Genomic DNA, 16,807 nt, shown 5'->3' with positions numbered 1-16,807 from the left:
ATCAGCGATGTTGTCCCCGCACGGGCGCCCGAGACAGCAACGTCGGGGAAGTTGCTGTCTCAAGGCGTCCGGGGGTCAGGGCGGGGCGGGGGTCAGGGCGGGGTGGGTGGCGCGGTGGATGCCGTAGACGGTGAGGGCGGCGGCGACGACCAGCGGCGCGCCGTCCCGGATCAGGCCGTCGACGCCGAGCAGCCACCAGCACAGCGGAAGGTCGACGGCGAGCACGGCGGCCGTGACGACGACCAGCAGGGTGCCCGCCCAGCGTCGACCGCGCAGCAGAAACGCCGTGCAGAACAGCACCAGATAGCTGGTCGCGATGCCGGCTCCCAGCCAGAGCAGCACGGCGGGCACGGCGAGCAGTTGGCCGTCCAGGATCGCGGCGGTGGCGACCAGGGCCGGCACCAGCATCAGCGGGCTGTAGGTGAACGCCGCCACCCGGGCGGTCAGCAGCCAGGCGCTCGCCTCCGGCCGGCGCGGTGGCGTTTCCCGCCAGGAGATGCCGGTGCGGTCGATCACCAGTCGGGGCCGGTGCCGCACCAGGTGCTCGGCGAGCGCCGGCGACCGGTACAGCAACCAGACCACTGTCGCGCAGAGCGTGGTGAGCAGGGCGAAGCCGAGCAGGCCGGGCAGCGGCGGTACGCCCTGGCGGGGCACGATCAGCCGGCCGACCGCGAAGACCGTGGTGACGGCGAGGATCAGGCCGAACGGGCGGGCCACCGTCCGGCCGCGCCGCACGTGCCCGATGAGCAGCAGGAAGCCGAACGAGCGCAGCATCGCCCAGCCGGTGCGTACGGCGAGCCCGAAGCCCTGCTCCGGCGCGTACCACCAGTTGAGCACCTCGACCACGACGGTGGCCGCGGCCGTCACCGCCAACAGTGCGGTCAGGGCCCGGACGGCGGGCGGCCGCCGGACCTCGGTCACGGCGGCCGTCCTCATGGGATCCGATGATGCCCGGATCCGGCGTCGATCACACCCCTCGCTGCGGTTGCTCCGCGTCGAGTCGAGCCCGCAGTGCGTCCAGCTCGGCCCAGAGGACACCGGGCAGCTTGTCGCCGAACTTCTCGAACCACTCGGTGACCAGCGGCAGCTCGTCGCGCCACTCGTCCGGGTCCACCTTCAGCGCGATCCGGACGTCCTCCGGCGTCATGTCCAAACCCTCGACGTCCAGGGAATCCAGGGTCGGCACCATGCCGATCGGGGTCTCCACGGCGTCCGCCCGGCCCTCGATCCGCTCGACGATCCACTTGAGCACCCGCGAGTTCTCGCCGAAGCCCGGCCAGAGGAACCCGCCCTCCGGGTCCTTACGGAACCAGTTGACGTAGTAGACCTTGGGCAGCTTCGACTCGTCGCCGTCGGTGCCCTTGCCCATCTCGATCCAGTGCCGGAAGTAGTCGCCGCCGTGGTAGCCGATGAACGGCAGCATCGCCATCGGGTCGCGACGCACCACACCGACGGCACCGGAGGCGGCGGCGGTGGTCTCCGAGGAGAGCGTGGCGCCCATGTAGACGCCGTGCACCCAGTCCCGGGCCTCGGTGACCAGTGGCACGGTGTCGCGACGGCGGCCACCGAACAGGATCGCGTCGATCGGTACGCCGTTGGGGTCGTAGTAGTCCTCGGCCAGGATCGGGCACTGGGTGATCGGGGTGCAGAACCGGCTGTTCGCGTGCGAGGAGAGGTTCTCGCTCTCCGGCGTCCAGTCGTTGCCCTTCCAGTCGATCAGGTGGGCCGGCGGTTCACCCATGCCTTCCCACCAGATGTCACCGTCGTCGGTGAGGGCGACGTTCGTGAAGATGGAGTTGCCCCGGTCCAGCGTACGCATGGCGTTGGCGTTGGTCTTCCAGTCGGTGCCCGGTGCGACGCCGAACAGGCCGTACTCCGGGTTGATCGCGTAGAGCCGGCCGTCCGGGCCGAACCGCATCCAGGCGATGTCGTCACCGATCGTCTCGACCTTCCAACCGGGGATGGTCGGCTCCAGCATGGCCAGGTTGGTCTTGCCGCAGGCCGACGGGAAGGCACCGGCGATGTGGTAGACCCGACCCTCCGGCGAGGTGATCTTCAGGATCAGCATGTGCTCGGCGAGCCAGCCCTCGTCCCGGCCCATCACACTCGCGATACGCAGCGAGTAGCACTTCTTGCCGAGCAGCGAGTTGCCGCCGTACCCGGAGCCGAAGGACCAGATCTCGCGGGTCTCCGGGAAGTGCGAGATGTACTTGGTGTCGTTGCACGGCCAGGCCACGTCCTGCTGACCGGGAGCCAACGGTGCGCCGATCGAGTGCAGGGCGTGCACGAAGTCGGCGTCGTCGCCCATGGCCTGCAGGACGGCGGCGCCCATCCGGGTCATGATCCGCATCGAGGCGACCACGTACGGGCTGTCGGTGATCTCGACGCCGAACATCGGGTTCTCGGCCTCGACCGGACCCATGCAGAACGGGATGACGTACATCGTCCGGCCGCGCATCGAGCCGCGGTAGAGCTCGGTCATGGTCCGCTTCATCTCGGCCGGCGCCATCCAGTTGTTGGTGGGTCCGGCGTCCGCTTCGTCCACGGAACAGATGAAGGTGCGCTCCTCGACCCGGGCGACGTCCGTCGGGTCGGTGCGCGCGTAGAAGGAGTTGGGCTTCTTGTCGGGGTTCAGCCGGATGAGCGTGCCGGCTTCGACCAGCTCATCGGTGAGGCGACGCCATTCCTGGTCGGACCCGTCCACCCAGACGACCTGGTCAGGGGTGGTCAGTTCAGCGACCTCACGGACCCAGGCGAGGAGTTTCGGGTGGGACGTAGGGGCCTGATCGATACCCCGAACGGTGGCCGGAGCAACCATGACACATCTCCTTGTGGTCGACGCTGACCGGTCTATGGAGTGCACGAGTCTCGGCGCCGCGATGCGCGTCGCCTTCGTGGAAACCTGGGATTGGCCTCAGCGTAAACCGAGGGACCTCTCCAGTCAGTGGGACTGGTTGTGAAGAACTGCACAAGGTGCGGTCACGCTGCGGCATCACGAGCCTTTACCCGCTTTCACGCGCAGTTTCACGCAAATCCTTCGGTGGACCTCCTGCTGGCGGCACCCACACCGGCGTTTTGCGACCGGGAGCACCGAAGCGGCGGAGAACACCCGATCGCACGGATCCGGTTACGCTCCGTTCGTGCCCGTCCGTGCCGCGGCACCGGTGCACCCCGGTGCCGGTTGCTACCCGCTCCCGGGGTCACCAACCGGTACGCTCGCACGGTGGCCGCCACGATGACCGGGGAGCCAGGCTCCCGGCAGACCCGCTCGGGTCTGGTTCACTCCCTGATCGACCGTTTCGGTCACCTCGTCCGGGAGATGAGCAAGTTCGCGACCGTCGGCGGGATCGCCTTCCTCATCGACTTCGCACTGTTCAACTACCTGATCGGCCCGCAGGGCGTGGAGCAGATCACCGCCAAGACGATCGCGACGGTCATCGCCGCGACGTTCGCCTTCCTGGGCAACCGGTTCTGGACCTGGCGGCACCGTAAGCGCTCCCACCCGGCCCGGGAGTACGCGCTGTTCTTCTTCTTCAACGCGGTGGGCCTGGGCATCGCGGTGGCCTGCCTCGCGATCAGCCACTACGGGCTCGGCAGCGTCTGGCCGTCCGTCTTCCAGACCCGGCTGGCCGACAACGTCGCCAGCTTCGTCGTGGGTACCGGGTTCGGCACGCTGTTCCGATTCTGGTCGTACCGACGGTTCGTCTTCGTCGAAGCGGGAACGCCACCCGTCGCGGAAGCGAACCAGGACCGCCGGGCGTGACCTGCCGCCCACTCGTTCGGTCGGAGCCAGCCGACCCCGACCCACTGCCCTAAGGTGTTGCGCATGCCTCTCGTCCGTCTGCTGCCTGAGCGCTGGCAGAAGTTCATCCACGAGGCACTCAAATTCGGCCTGGTCGGTGGCATCAACACGGTCATCAATTACGCCGTGTTCAATGCACTCGCACTCACGGTCTTCGTCGACGGCCAGCTGAAGGCGACCGTCGTGGCCACCATCGTGGCCACCATCACGTCATATCTGATGAATCGGCACTGGACGTACCGTGATCGTCCGAAATCAGCGATGCAGCGGGAATACGCCCTGTTCTTCCTTTTCAACGGAGCTGGGCTGCTGATCGAACTCGGCGTACTCGCCGCCGCCAAGTACGGACTGGGCGTGACCGGGCTGCTGGCGCTGAACATCGCGAAGACCGGCGGCGTGGTGCTCGCGACGCTGTTCCGCTTCTGGTCGTACCGGACGTTCGTCTTCCAGCCCGCCGCACCGGCCGAGGCGACGCAGCGGTGGCACGGTCTGCCCCGCGACGAGTGGGACACCATGGCCGGAATGGACCCGGTGGCCGAACTCGCCGAGTCGGTGACGGAGCTGGAGGAGGAGCAGCCGCCCGCCGCCCGGCCCGGCGTGACTCCCCGGCCACTCCAGCCGAGGTCCGCGTCGCTGCCCGACGAGGCCCGGCTGACGGCGGAGTTGGACGCCGAGTTGGAGGCCGAGTTGGCCGCCCAGTTGCAGCCCGCGCCGGCCCCCCGTCGCCCTCGCCGTCGCTGACCGGGCGCTGCGGGCGGGCGCGCCGGATCCGGGTCCGGGCGGCTACGCCCCGGCGGCCGTGTCGCGCTCGCCGAGAATCTCGCGCAGCTCGCCGTCACCGAGCGAGTGCCGGTCGTCGAACGCCTCCACGAGTTCGTACAGCTTCGTCTGGACCCGGTCGACCTTCGGTACGTCGTGCAGCACGGACTGTCCGCGCTCACCGGCCGACTCGATGGTCAGCGTTCCGTAACCCAGCAGCCGGCCGGCGAACTGCTGACTCATCGAGTGGTCGTTGACCCGGCTGAGCGGGATGTCTCGGCGATCGCGGGAGAAGACGCCGTGCTGGAGCACGACCCGCTCGTTGGTGAAGAGGTAGTGGGTGCTGCGCCAGGAGACGTACGGCCGCACCGCCAGCACCAGCACGGCCAGCAGGGCCAGCCCGCCGATCACCGCGAGCGCCACGGCACCGCCCCCGCCCGAGGGCAGGAACAGCACGCCGACCACCACCGCCGCGACGGCGAGCACCAGCACCGCCACCGGCCGGATCAGCGCCTTCCAGTGCGGATGCAGGTGCAGCACGACGTGCTCATCCTCACTGAGCACGTCCTCGGGAAACGCCACGGAACCCTCCTCGCCGAAACGGACGCCCAGACCGTAACCCCCACCCCCACCACCCCACATCCGCCACGCGGCTCAAACCCCACCCCCACCCCACCCCCAGCCCATCGCGCCGATCATGAAGTTGTCGTCGCCCAGGCGCGATCCACTCGACAACAACTTCATGGTCAACTAATCAAGGTGGTCAGCGGAGGTGGTGGAGGTCGGCGGCGGCCAGGGGGCGCGTGCCGGTGGGGGTGGTGAGGAGGAGTTGGCCGTCGGGGTCGACTCCGGTGGCGGTGCCGGTCAGGGTGGTGCCGTCGGGGAGCAGTGCCCGGACCTCGCGGCCGATGGTGCCGCACGCCGCCAGGTACGCCTCGCGCAGACCGCTGGCCGCCGCGTCGCCGCCGGCCGCGCGCCACCGGGCGTACCAGTCAGCGACCGAGCGGAGCAGGGCCCGCAGCAGCGGATCCCGGTCGGTGGCCGACGCGCCGGCCAGTCGCAGCGAGGTGGCCGGCAGACCGGTCGGATGTTCCGGCAGCTCGTCGGCGCGCAGCGTCACGTTCAGCCCGATACCGACAACGACCGCCGGCGGGTCGTTCAGCCCCGGCCCGGGCACCCCCTCGGCGAGAATCCCGGCGCACTTGGCACCCCCGATGAGCAGGTCGTTCGGCCACTTCAGGGTGGCGTCCAACTCGGCCAGCAGCGTCACCGCCTCGACCAGCGCCACACCGGCCAGCAGCGGCAGCCACCCGTACCCCGAAGGTGGCGCCGGCGACCAGCCTCGGGCCGGCACGGCCTCGCCGGGCCGGAGCAGCACGCTGGTGGCGATGCCGGCTTGCGGCGGCGACTGCCAGACCCGCCCGCGCCTGCCCCGGCCGGCGGTCTGCCGCTCGGCCACCACGACCAGGCCCTCCGGCTCCCCCGCCCGGGCCGCCTCGGCGACGTCGGCGTTCGTGGACCCGGTCTCCGTCCGCAGTTCCAGCCGGGACCACGGACCGTGCGGCGCGACCAGCGCCCGACGCAGCCGGGCCGCCGACAGCGGCGGACGATCCAGATCGGTATACGGAGAACCCGGCACGCCATCAGCCTACGGGTGGCCGGTGAGGCGAAGTGCACAGCGGCGGCGACCTGAACCATCGTTATATTCCCAGGGTGACTACCGAGACCGGGACCAACATCCACAGCACCGCGGGCAAGCTGGCGGACCTGGCACGACGGGTCGACGAGGCGGTGCACGCCGGGTCGGCCCGCGCCGTGGAGAAGCAGCACGCACGCGGCAAGAAGACCGCCCGGGAGCGCATCGAGATGCTGCTCGACGAGGGGTCGTTCGTCGAGTTGGACGAGTTCGCCCGGCACCGGTCCACCAACTTCGGGCTGGACCGGACCCGCCCGTACGGCGACGGTGTGATCACCGGCTACGGCACCGTCGACGGTCGGCAGGTCTGCGTGTTCGCCCAGGACTTCACGGTCTTCGGCGGCTCCCTCGGCGAGGTCTTCGGCGAGAAGATCGTCAAGGTGATGGACCTGGCCATGAAGATCGGCTGCCCGGTGGTCGGCATCAACGACTCCGGTGGCGCCCGGATCCAGGAGGGCGTGGCCTCGCTCGGCCTCTACGGCGAGATCTTCTTCCGCAACGTCCGCGCCAGCGGTGTCATCCCGCAGATCTCGCTCATCATGGGCCCGTGCGCCGGTGGCGCGGTCTACTCCCCCGCGGTCACCGACTTCACCGTGATGGTCGACCAGACCTCGCACATGTTCATCACCGGTCCGGACGTGATCAAGACTGTCACCGGCGAGGACGTCGGCATGGAGGAGCTGGGCGGCGCCCGCACCCACAACAGCCGCAGCGGCAACGCGCACTACCTCGCCACCGACGAGGCCGACGCGATCGACTACGTCAAGGCGCTGCTGTCCCACCTGCCCTCGAACAACCTGGACGAGCCGCCGGTCTTCGACGCGCCGGCCGACCTGGAGATCAGCGACGCGGACCGGGAACTGGACGCGCTGATCCCCGACTCGGCCAACCAGCCGTACGACATGCACCGGGTGATCGAACACGTGCTCGACGACGGGGAGTTCCTGGAGGTCCAGCCGCTCTACGCGCAGAACATGGTGGTCGGCTTCGGTCGGGTCGAGGGCCGGCCCGTCGGTGTGGTGGCCAACCAGCCGATGCACTTCGCCGGCACGCTTGACATCGCGGCCAGCGAGAAGGCGGCCCGCTTCGTCCGCACCTGCGACGCCTTCAACATCCCGGTACTCACCTTCGTCGACGTTCCCGGGTTCCTGCCCGGCACCGGACAGGAGTGGGACGGCATCATCCGCCGGGGCGCGAAGCTCATCTACGCGTACGCCGAGGCCACCGTGCCGAAGGTCACCGTCATCACCCGCAAGGCGTACGGCGGGGCGTACGACGTCATGGGCTCCAAGCACCTGGGGGCCGATCTCAACTTCGCCTGGCCCACCGCCCAGATCGCGGTGATGGGCGCGCAGGGGGCCGTGAACATCCTCTACCGGCAGGAACTGGCCGCCGCCGAGGACCCGGCCGCGGTCCGCGCCGAGCGGATCGCCGAGTACGAGGACACGCTGGCCAACCCGTACGTGGCCGCCGAGCGCGGGTACGTCGACGCGGTGATCCCGCCGCACGAGACCCGTACCCAGCTCGTCCGGGCGCTGCGGGTGCTGCGCACCAAGCGGGAGACGCTGCCGCCCAAGAAGCACGGCAACATCCCGCTGTAGCCGCCACGAGCGGACCCCTCCCGCCCTCGCCGGGAGGGGTCGGTCAGCACGGTGGGTTGGCAGCGACGCAGAGCCGGTCGGCTGCCACCGTGGCCAGCCGGCGCAGCTCTCGTTCCGTACCGTCCCGGCCCAGACCCATCACCGTGACCAGGTCGCCGACCCGCACCACGGCGGTCCTGTCGAGCTGGCCCGGCTTCCGGCTCTCGCCGGTTTCCAGATTCCGTATCTCCGTGACGCTGTGCTGGATCACCATCGACTGATCGCCGACGAAGTCGCGGGCGGTCACCTCCCACCGGTGGTCGGCCTCGGCCGCGACGACCTGTTCATCCCAGAGCATGTCCCCGCTGGACCGCCAGTTCGCACACGGGGCGAGCGACGCATCGATCCGAGCGAAGATGCGGTCGGCTACCTGCGGAGCGAGCCGGTAGACGGCCTGGCTGAACACCTCGTCGGCCGGGAGACGCTCGGCAGGCGCCCGCAGCAGCGTCTGCGAGCGCGAGTAACGCGACGTCTCCCAGTCGGCGCTGCGACCCTGGTCCTGGTGACAGGCGAGCAACACGTGATCGATCTGCACCGGTTCACCCAGGCCGGACTGGCCGAGCGGAGGGCCGGTCTCGACGGGAAGGTCGCCCGGTTGCACCATGGCGTCCCGGGGAATCTCGGCGGACGGGACCGACGTGGTCGGCGCGGCCAGCGGCGCCGCCGGTGGTGGTGTGGCGAGGTCCTTCGTGACGACGACGGAGGCGGCGGCCATCACCAGCACGGCGACAGCCGATCCCACCGCCGCACGCCTGCGGCGGCGGGTACCCCGCTCACGCAGTTCCGCCGGCTCAGCCCAGCGGACCTCCCGCAGGTCCTGGTGCATCCGCTCGAGAAACCTCATCTCGTCAGGCACCGTGAGCCTCCTCAAGATCAGAGACGGCGAGCAGCCCGGCGAGCGCGGCGCGCCCACGGGAAAGTCGTGCCTTGACCGTGCCGACCGGAGCCGCGGTCTGCCGCGCCACCTCCGCGACCGGCAGTCCGGCGAGGTAGTACAACGCGATCGCGACGCGTTGTTCCTCGGGGAGCTGGCGCAGGGCGGCGACCACCTCGACGGTGTCGGTGGTGGGTCCGGGCACGCTGTCTACCGCGCCGTGTCGCAGGTAGGCCCGGGCGCGGCTGCGCAGGCTGCGCCACCGGCTGACCGCGATCCGGGCCGCCACCACGCGTACCCACGCCTCCGGATCGTCGTAGGCTCCCACAGTGGACCAGCGCTGCCAGGCCCGGATGAACGCCTCCTGCACGGCATCCTGCGCCTCGGTGCGGTCGCCGGTCAGCACGTAGACGTACCCGAGCAGCCGCTGCCGGCTGCCCCGGTAGAACTCGTCGAACCCCTCGACATCGGCCACCCGCACCTCCCCGTACCTGACAGAGCACACGCACCGGGGGGCGGTCCGGGTTGCCGACCGGGCGTCGAAATCAGGTGAGACCAGCCTCGGCGAGCAGCGGGCCGGCCAGCAGCAGGCCGCCGGCCGCCAGCACGGCGAGGTTGCCCAGGCCGAAGAGGACCACCCAGAAGAACGCCGGCAGCGGGGTGATCCCGGCCAGCTGGTCGGCGTCGGAGGCCGGCATGCCGCGTCGCGCACGCATCCGCTGCAACTCCACCACCGGCCGTACGCCACCGAGCAGCAGGAACCACACCCCGGTCCACGCGAAGGCGGCCTGGACCTGCGGGCTGGCGTACCAGGAGACGGCGAGCACGGCACCCCCGACGATCACCAGAGTCAGCGCGCCGTAGAGGTTGCGGATCATCACCAGCATGGCGAACAGCAGGATCACCGCGATCCACAGCAGCAGGGTGATCCGGTTGCCGGCGAGCAGCCACGCCCCACCCAGGCCCACCAGGGGCGGGGCCAGATAGCCGGCGAGCAGGGTGAGCACCATGCCCGGGCCGGTCGGGCGGCCGGCGGACAGCGTCAGACCGGAGGTGTCCGAGTGCAGCCGGATGCCCTGCAGCTTGCGTCCGGTGAGCACGGCGACCAGCGCGTGACCGCCCTCGTGGGCGATGGTGATCGCGTTACGGGCGATCCGCCACGGCAGCCGGGTGACCACGACGACCAGCGCGACCAGGCCGGTGAGCACCACGAGTAGCGGAGGCGGGTCGGGCTGCGCGCCGAAGAGGCGGTCCCAGAAGTCGGCCATGCCCTCGATCGACACCATGAGGCGGCAGCCTACCGCTCACGTTCCGCCGCCGGCGTCGCGCCGGGTGACCGTTGCGGTGTCGGTCCCGGGCCAACCGGTCGTATCGTGTGAGACTGACCGGGTGGCGATCGGATCGGGAGGTGAACGCCGGTGAGCGCGGCCCCCCTGGAACCCCACGTCGGCCTCTGGACGGAGGCCGAATACTTCGGCACGGGTGAGACGAATGCCCGGTTCGAGCTGCTCGACGGGAGCCTGATCGTGAGCCCTGCCCCGAGCAAGCGGCATCAACTGGTGTCTCGATGGCTGGCCAACAGCCTCGACGCGGCGGCTGCTCCGCTCGGCCTCACCGTTTTCGAGGCGGTCAATCTCCGGCTCGGCCCGAACCGGATCGCCATTCCGGACGTCGTGGTGGCCGATACCGACGACGAGGGCAGCGTGGTCGAAGCCGCCGAGGTGGCGCTCGTCTGCGAGATCGTGTCGCCGGGCAACGCCGCCGCTGACCGGGTGCTCAAGATGCAGCTCTACGCGATCGCCCGGATCCCCTGGTACCTGCTGGTCGAGCAGGACGGCGACACCCACGCGCTGCGGCTGTACCGGCTGGACGGCGGGCACTACGTCGAGGACCGGGTGGCCAAGGCCGGCGAGACGCTCACCCTCACCGACCCGTTCCGCTGGCAGGTGGATCCGGCCACGCTGCGCTGATCGCCAGGTGGGTTGCCACCACAACCGGTACATCGAAAGTTGTCTTGATCCCTCTTGCCCTGGCCGACGATCACCTTCAAAGATGTCTGTCTATCGACAGTCGTCTCAGGAGGACGCCATGGGTCGGACCAGATCGCTGCGTCGGCTGACCGCCGCCGCACTCGCCGTACTCGCCACCGCCGCCGCCGGGCTCGTCGCCACCGCGACCCCGGCCGCCGCCGCCACCGTGCCGGGCATCGACGTCTCGCGCTACCAGGGCACCATCAACTGGACGAGCGTCCGCAACTCCGGCATCCAGTTCGCCTTCATCAAGGCCACCGAGGGTACGAGCTACCGCGACCCGAACTTCAACACCAACTACGTGAACGCGTACTACGCGGGAGTGATCCGCGGCGCGTACCACTTCGCCCGGCCCAACATCTCCTCCGGCGCGGTCCAGGCGAACTTCCTGGCCTCCAACGGCGGTGCCTGGTCCGCGGACAGCCGCACCCTGCCGGCGGCGCTGGACCTGGAGGCGAACCCGTACAGCGGCGGCTACTGCTACGGCCTGAGCACCACCGGCATGCGTAACTGGGTGCAGGACTTCCTCAACACCTACCGGTCCCGCACCGGCCGGTACGCGGTCATCTACACCACCACCAGCTTCTGGAACCAGTGCACCGGTTCCTGGAGCGGGCCGTGGAACAACCACCCGCTGTGGGTGGCCCGCTGGTCGTCCTCGGTGGGGGCGCTGCCGGCCGGCGCGCCGTTCTGGAGCTTCTGGCAGTACACCGACTCCGGCAGCGTTCCCGGCATCAGCGGCGGCGTCGACCGCAACTACTGGAACGGCGACCGCAGCCGGCTGATCGCGCTGGCCAACAACACCTGACGTACGCCGCGACGGCGGGCCGACGTCCTTCGCTCGGAGCGGACGTCAGCCTGCCGTCGCGCCGCACCCGGACACTGTCGTCGCGCCGGGCGTCACGGGAAAATCTCAGGCCCGCCGCCGCGCGGTCATCGCGACCGGCACGCTCATCCCCGCGCCACGGGACACACTGCCCCGACGGGTGAGGTGCCAGCCGGCGAACGCGGCACCGGCGAGCGTCACCAGGCTCAGCATGGTCGCCAGCACCGCGACTCCGACGGTGGCGACCAGCAGTACGACGTTGCCCAGCACCACGGCCGTCCACAGTGCCAGCCGGGGCCGGGCGTCCCTTCCTCGGTAACCCATCTCGGGCCTCCCTTCCGTCGTCGGAGATCAGATACCCCGAACGACGAAGGGCCATGCCTGCCGATCAGTCCCGCCGGTCCGGCACGAACTCGCGGAAGATCATCTCGAAGTTCTCCAACTGCTCGTCCCAGTCGCGGTCCGCGACCTCCCACCGCAGCGCGAAGCCCCGGTTGCTGGCGGGTACGAAGGCCCGGTTGCGGACCCGGATCCGGGTGCCGTCGCGGGTTTCCCGCCAGTCCCAGTCGGCGCAGGTCCGCCACTTGCAGTCGAACGAGGAGATGTCGATGTACTCGTAGTTGCGGACCAGGTTCTTCCGGTTCGGCTCCTGAGTCCGCCAGTCGGCTTCGGCGTCCCGCTTCGGCGTGTCGGTGCGGTCGATGAGCAGTTCCCGCACCCCGTCCGGCTCCTGGTAGATGACCGAAGTACCGCTGGTGCTGCGTCGCCAGCCGTCGGGTACCGGCACCTTGAAGCCCACCGGGTCGGTCCGCAGCGTCCACCCTTCCGGCAGGCCGTCGGCCGTCTCCGAGGCGCTGGGCGAGGCCGACGGGCTGGGCGACGCCGACGGGCTGGCCGGCGGGTCGCTCGGCGGCGGGGCGGCCGGTTCCGATCTGGTCGGGGCCGGCGCGCTGCTGGTGCCGTTCGCGGCCGGCGGAGTCCCACCGTCCTCGTCGCCACTGTTGAGCAGCGGCACCGCCACCACCACGCCGAGCAGCAGCAGCGCCACCACGGCACCGACGAGCACCGCACGCCGGGTCCGCTCCGAACGGAACTGCCCGGCCTTGAAGACGTTGCCGCGGGTCGGGGCCGGGCTGACCGGGGCCGCCGGCATGACCGAGGTCGGCTGCGGCGTGCGCCGGCTGCCGTCCCCTGCCGGCTGATCCACCCGGGTGCGACCGCCCACCGACCGGGCACCGCTCGCCTCGTCCGGCGTGCCGCTGGACCGAACCGTCGGTCCGGGCTGCGAACCGCGATCCGTGACCGCACCGCCCGTTCGGGCCTTGTCCGTCGCGGCCCCGCCGTGCGTACCGGTCGCCGTCCCGGATGCCGTGTCGCCCGCGGTCGCCGTACTTTCCGAAGCGTCGGCGTCCGTCGCGGCGGGACCCGCCGGGGCGGCGTCGCCCGGGTGCGCCTCGCTGGCCCTCGCACCGTTGTTCGTCGCGTCCGGCGTCGCGTCGGCCCCGGCACTCGTCGGATCCGCCGGGTCCGAGCCGGTCCGGTCGCCGGTGGCGGCGTCCGATCCGTCCTGCTCGCTGGGCGGCGCGGACTGCCCGTCGCCGGTGGCGTCTGCCGGGGCTCCGACCGTGCCAGCGGCGACCGGAGCGGTACCACCCGCCGGCCCGCCGGCAGCCGCGCCGGCGGTCGACGCGGTGCCGGCAGCGGCGGCCAGGGCGGTGTCCCGGTCGCCCGTCGTCGGGTCGGCAGCGGCGGTGCCGTCCGGACCGGCGACCCGTGTCGTCGGAGCGGCATCGGCCCGGCCGTCCGGCTGATCGACCTTCGTCGTCGGGTCGAGCTGATCACCTGTCGGACGGTCCGCTGTGGAGCCGGCTGCCGCGGCACCACCGGCCAGTGGCCCTGAGGTGGGCGGCGTACGAGGTGCCGGCGGCGTGACCGGGGTGGACGGCCGCTCGCCGGAGGGGCGCGGTGCCGGCACCAGTGGCGGGCGTGGCTCGCGGGGTCCGTTCGGCCCGGGTCGGCGTACGCCGTCGAGCAGTGAGATGCCCCGGGCCCGACGCCCACCGGCCCGGCGCAGCATGCGCTCGGCCGACTCGGCGGTGATCCGCTCCTGTGGGTCCTTGCGCAGCAGCCCGGCCAGCACCTGCTTGAGCGGCCCGGCGTTGCGAGCCGGCGGCACCGGCTCGGTGGCCAGCGCGGCCAGGGTGCTGATCGCCGAGGGGCGCGCGAACGGAGACTTGCCCTCGACAGCGGCGTACAGGGTGGCACCGAGCGACCACAGGTCGGCCTCCGGGCCGAAGGTGCCGTCGCGGGCGCGCTCCGGCGCGATGTACGCGGGCGAGCCGAGCACCATGCCGGTCCGGGTGACGTTCGGATCACCGGGGATCGTGGCCAGCCCGAAGTCGGTCAGCACCACCCGGCCGTCGGTACCGAGCAACACGTTGCCGGGCTTGACGTCGCGGTGCATGATGCCGGCCTTGTGCGCGGCCTTCAGCGCGTTCAGCACGCCCAGACCGATCTCCACGGCCCGCGCCGGCGACACCGGGCCGTCCTCGGCGATGGTGTCCTGCAACGACTTGGACGCCACGTACTCCATGACGATCCACGGATCGCCGTCGGTGCGGAGCACATCGAAGATGCGTACCACGTTGATGTTGTTGAGCCGCGCGATGGCGCGCGCCTCGCGCAGCGACCGCTCGCGCATCTCGCGACGTTCGTCGCTGGTCAGGCCCGGCGGCGGAACCAACTCCTTGATGGCGACGTCGCGGTGCAGCACCTCGTCGCGCGCCTTCCATACCCGACCCATGCCGCCCTGACCGAGCGGCGACAGCAGCCGGTACCGGTCGGCGACGAGTTGGGGGGCAGCTTCTGACATCGCTGAGACGGTACCCGGCAGCGCAGACGGTCACACCGCCGGCACGCCACTGTGCGACGAAGGCCGGCCTCTCCCCCGCGTACCCTGAGGTCATGTCTGTCGAAGAGCCGTTGTTCCGGGTGGTGCGCGGCGTGCCGACCGCCGAGGAACTGGCCGCCTTGGTGGGCGTGATCGCCGTCCGGTCGCGCCCAACGGCCCGGCCCGCGCCGGTCCCGGCATCGGTCTGGGCGCGTAGCGGCCGTCCGTCGGGTGCGGGGCTGACGCCCGGTGCCGGTAACTGGCGCACCGCCGGCCTGCCTCGCTGACCCCGTCTGGTTCCATGCGGCCCGGTCGGGCGCGGCCAGGGCTGCCGGAGGGGGCGTTCACCGTCTAACCTCACTCAGGGGAGCGAGCCCGTGACAGATTGGGAGGGCCGATGATCCCTGAGGAGGATCGACACGCGTCCTGGCTGGGCGGTTCCGGGGGCGTCGAGGCCGACATCCGGCAGCTACGCGACTTCGCCGAGCAGCTCCGCGCCGAGGTGGAGGGCAGCTACGCACCGCACCTGCGGTACATCGCCGACGACATGCTCACCACCGTGCCCAACCCGGCCGACGCGTTCGTCGAGCTGGTGCACTTCATGCGCACCCACTGGGAGACGCAGCAGGCCACGACCAACGCGGTCTGGGGCGTCGGTGACGCCACCGGCCACCTCGCGGCGGCCGCGAAGCTCGTGGCCGAGCAGTACGCCGACACCGACGCCTTCGCCGCCGCCCGCGTCGCCGACGTCCGCCGAGCATTCGAGCAGCGACACGCCGCGCCACCCGTCAGCGAGACGCTCGGGCAGCCCGGCCCGCCGCCACCAACGGCCGTGGCCTCGCCACCGCTCGTCGACCCGACCGGCACCGACAACACCGGCCCGGTGGTGGTGCCATGAGGGAACCGGGCGTCGGCCGCAGCGGCCTGACCGAGTGGCATCTGATGAACGTGGCCGACATGTGGGCCTGCCTCCAGGGCCACCACACCGACAACCACTGGCGTCACGTCGCCGGCTGGCGAAAGATCGCCGAACTGGCCGGCCAGCATCTCGGCCGGCTGAGGACCTACCGCGAACGCCTGGCCCAGGCATGGCCACCCGAGACCAACGCGGCCTCCCACGCCTACCTGGCCAAACTCGACGAGCTGATCGACCAGGTGCAGCGCACCCACGACGCCGCCGCCACCAACCAGACGGCGCTGTCCGCCGCGACCCTGGCCCTCAGCAGCAGCCGAGACAAAATCGAGAAAATCCACCAGGAGTACGCCGACAAACTGCAACAGAAGCGCTCCTGGGAACAAACCGCCGCCGATCCTAAAGCTGCCGCCGCCAGCCGAGCCATTCAGTCACCGGTCACCGACTCGGACCTGGAGCAGTTGAACACCCAGGCCCGCAACATCATGTACGGCCTCAGCACCGAACTCCACCAAGCCCAAACCCAACTCCGCCACCCTCCACCAACCAAGGCGATTGCTCTCGATAGCGCCGCCCCTAACACCTATGGCGACAGTGCGGCACCAATAATTCCGCCCATCGTTTCCTTCTCGCCGTCACGCCGGCAGACTTCATTCAGGGAGCAAAATCTCCCGCCGGTCAAATCACTCTTCAACTCGACGACCCCAACTATTGGGCCGGTGCTCGGCAGAGTTGACTCTCATCTGATTCCTCCTCCAACCCCACCTGCACCACCCGCAACCACGCCAGCTATCCCGATATCACCAACATCCATTTCCGAACTTCCGCCTACATCAGGATTGGTTATCCGACCGATTCCTGGTGGTCCCAGCCAAGGAACGAGCGCGACCGGCAAGGAAGCCAGCAGATCGACTAGCAGGAGTTTATCGGCAACAACACCGCAAAGTGGGTGGATCGGGGGACCAACCGGACGCGCCGCCAGCCATTCCGGGGTTAGCAACGCGTACCCGCGCCCGTCAAATCCCTTCGGTGGATTCATTGGTGGTGGCGCAGCCGGAACTGCGCCGACCGGGGGTGCAGGATCGCGACCAGGTGGAAAAGGAGGGTTCGGGCTTATTCAAACGCATGCCGGGGACTCCCCGAGGTTTGCTCCGGTCAGTGACACGAGCCGCCGCAGGACCCATGGGCCGCTTAGCCACCAAGATTCCGCGTATGGCAACGAGGCGCGCCGATGGGATCCAGACGACCCTTGGGCAGTGGATGAGGGGGTCACTCCAATAGTCCGTCCACCAGGTGAAGAGGGACCAATCGACCCAGGCCCCGCCATCGGCCTCACGCGGTGATATCAACCGCGAAAAACAAACGGCTTCCAGTAGT

At 70.3% G+C, this 16,807-nt stretch carries 17 protein-coding genes; 8 read left to right on the top strand and 9 right to left on the bottom strand.

What is annotated here, in order from left to right:
* Positions 1-75: 75 nt before the first annotated feature.
* On the bottom strand, positions 76-936 hold the full coding sequence (locus tag O7597_RS16450; RefSeq protein ID WP_281580069.1) for a hypothetical protein: 861 nt from the start codon (positions 934-936) through the stop codon (positions 76-78).
* Between the two features lie 31 nt (positions 937-967).
* Complete coding sequence (locus O7597_RS16445; protein ID WP_281580068.1) at positions 968-2,818, bottom strand: phosphoenolpyruvate carboxykinase (GTP); 1,851 nt, start codon at positions 2,816-2,818, stop codon at positions 968-970.
* Between the two features lie 417 nt (positions 2,819-3,235).
* Between O7597_RS16445 and O7597_RS16440 the strand changes: the two genes are divergently transcribed.
* Entirely contained in the window at positions 3,236-3,763 is a 528-nt protein-coding gene (locus O7597_RS16440) for a GtrA family protein (RefSeq protein ID WP_332317176.1), read from the top strand.
* A 63-nt stretch (positions 3,764-3,826) separates the two neighbouring features.
* The gene (locus O7597_RS16435) at positions 3,827-4,543 is read left to right on the top strand and encodes a GtrA family protein (protein WP_269739833.1); all 717 of its coding nucleotides are present in this window, start codon (positions 3,827-3,829) and stop codon (positions 4,541-4,543) included.
* A gap of 42 nt (positions 4,544-4,585) precedes the next feature.
* Here the strand turns inward: O7597_RS16435 and O7597_RS16430 are convergent, their stop codons facing one another.
* Complete coding sequence (locus O7597_RS16430; protein WP_269739834.1) at positions 4,586-5,143, bottom strand: PH domain-containing protein; 558 nt, start codon at positions 5,141-5,143, stop codon at positions 4,586-4,588.
* Positions 5,144-5,324: 181 nt separating this feature from the next.
* The gene (locus O7597_RS16425) at positions 5,325-6,200 is read right to left on the bottom strand and encodes a biotin--[acetyl-CoA-carboxylase] ligase (protein WP_269739835.1); all 876 of its coding nucleotides are present in this window, start codon (positions 6,198-6,200) and stop codon (positions 5,325-5,327) included.
* A gap of 74 nt (positions 6,201-6,274) precedes the next feature.
* Here O7597_RS16425 and O7597_RS16420 point away from each other — a divergent pair, with 74 nt between their 5' ends.
* Positions 6,275-7,858, top strand: a complete 1,584-nt coding sequence (locus O7597_RS16420) for an acyl-CoA carboxylase subunit beta (protein WP_269739836.1) — start codon at positions 6,275-6,277, stop codon at positions 7,856-7,858.
* A 43-nt stretch (positions 7,859-7,901) separates the two neighbouring features.
* Here O7597_RS16420 and O7597_RS16415 read toward each other — a convergent pair whose 3' ends face one another.
* The 3 genes from O7597_RS16415 to O7597_RS16405 form a co-directional block, all read right to left on the bottom strand.
* Positions 7,902-8,753, bottom strand: a complete 852-nt coding sequence (locus O7597_RS16415) for a hypothetical protein (protein ID WP_281580067.1) — start codon at positions 8,751-8,753, stop codon at positions 7,902-7,904.
* Entirely contained in the window at positions 8,746-9,246 is a 501-nt protein-coding gene (locus O7597_RS16410; protein WP_269739838.1) for a SigE family RNA polymerase sigma factor, read from the bottom strand. Before O7597_RS16410 ends, O7597_RS16415 begins: the two co-directional genes overlap by 8 nt.
* 70 nt (positions 9,247-9,316) lie before the next feature.
* Positions 9,317-10,057 (bottom strand): M50 family metallopeptidase, encoded by a 741-nt coding sequence (locus O7597_RS16405; RefSeq protein ID WP_269739839.1) that lies wholly within the window; start codon positions 10,055-10,057, stop codon positions 9,317-9,319.
* Positions 10,058-10,189: 132 nt separating this feature from the next.
* Here O7597_RS16405 and O7597_RS16400 point away from each other — a divergent pair, with 132 nt between their 5' ends.
* Together O7597_RS16400 and O7597_RS16395 are read left to right on the top strand one after the other, a co-directional pair.
* Positions 10,190-10,741, top strand: coding sequence for a Uma2 family endonuclease (locus O7597_RS16400; RefSeq protein ID WP_269739840.1), 552 nt, complete (start codon positions 10,190-10,192; stop codon positions 10,739-10,741).
* Between the two features lie 118 nt (positions 10,742-10,859).
* Entirely contained in the window at positions 10,860-11,609 is a 750-nt protein-coding gene (locus O7597_RS16395) for a GH25 family lysozyme (RefSeq protein WP_204004703.1), read from the top strand.
* Positions 11,610-11,714: 105 nt separating this feature from the next.
* On the opposite strand, the gene O7597_RS16390 is transcribed toward O7597_RS16395, so the two are convergent.
* The gene (locus O7597_RS16390; protein ID WP_164446131.1) at positions 11,715-11,951 is read right to left on the bottom strand and encodes a hypothetical protein; all 237 of its coding nucleotides are present in this window, start codon (positions 11,949-11,951) and stop codon (positions 11,715-11,717) included.
* Between the two features lie 64 nt (positions 11,952-12,015).
* Positions 12,016-14,499 (bottom strand): serine/threonine-protein kinase, encoded by a 2,484-nt coding sequence (locus O7597_RS16385; RefSeq protein WP_281580066.1) that lies wholly within the window; start codon positions 14,497-14,499, stop codon positions 12,016-12,018.
* Positions 14,500-14,591: 92 nt separating this feature from the next.
* Between O7597_RS16385 and O7597_RS16380 the strand changes: the two genes are divergently transcribed.
* The 3 genes from O7597_RS16380 (at position 14,592) to O7597_RS16370 (ending at position 16,773) form a co-directional block, all read left to right on the top strand.
* Complete coding sequence (locus tag O7597_RS16380) at positions 14,592-14,804, top strand: acyl-CoA carboxylase subunit epsilon (RefSeq protein ID WP_281580065.1); 213 nt, start codon at positions 14,592-14,594, stop codon at positions 14,802-14,804.
* Positions 14,805-14,914: 110 nt separating this feature from the next.
* Positions 14,915-15,415, top strand: coding sequence for a hypothetical protein (locus tag O7597_RS16375; RefSeq protein WP_281580064.1), 501 nt, complete (start codon positions 14,915-14,917; stop codon positions 15,413-15,415).
* Positions 15,412-16,773: a hypothetical protein gene (locus O7597_RS16370; RefSeq protein ID WP_281580063.1), complete on the top strand. Its 1,362-nt coding sequence runs from the start codon at positions 15,412-15,414 to the stop codon at positions 16,771-16,773. Before O7597_RS16375 ends, O7597_RS16370 begins: the two co-directional genes overlap by 4 nt.
* The last annotated feature ends 34 nt before the right edge of the window (positions 16,774-16,807 follow it).

This window comes from Verrucosispora sp. WMMC514, from assembly GCF_027497295.1.
Classification (GTDB): domain Bacteria; phylum Actinomycetota; class Actinomycetes; order Mycobacteriales; family Micromonosporaceae; genus Micromonospora; species Micromonospora palythoicola.
Note: the sequence above shows the minus strand (reverse complement) of the source record. Positions and strands in the feature narration are given on the sequence as shown.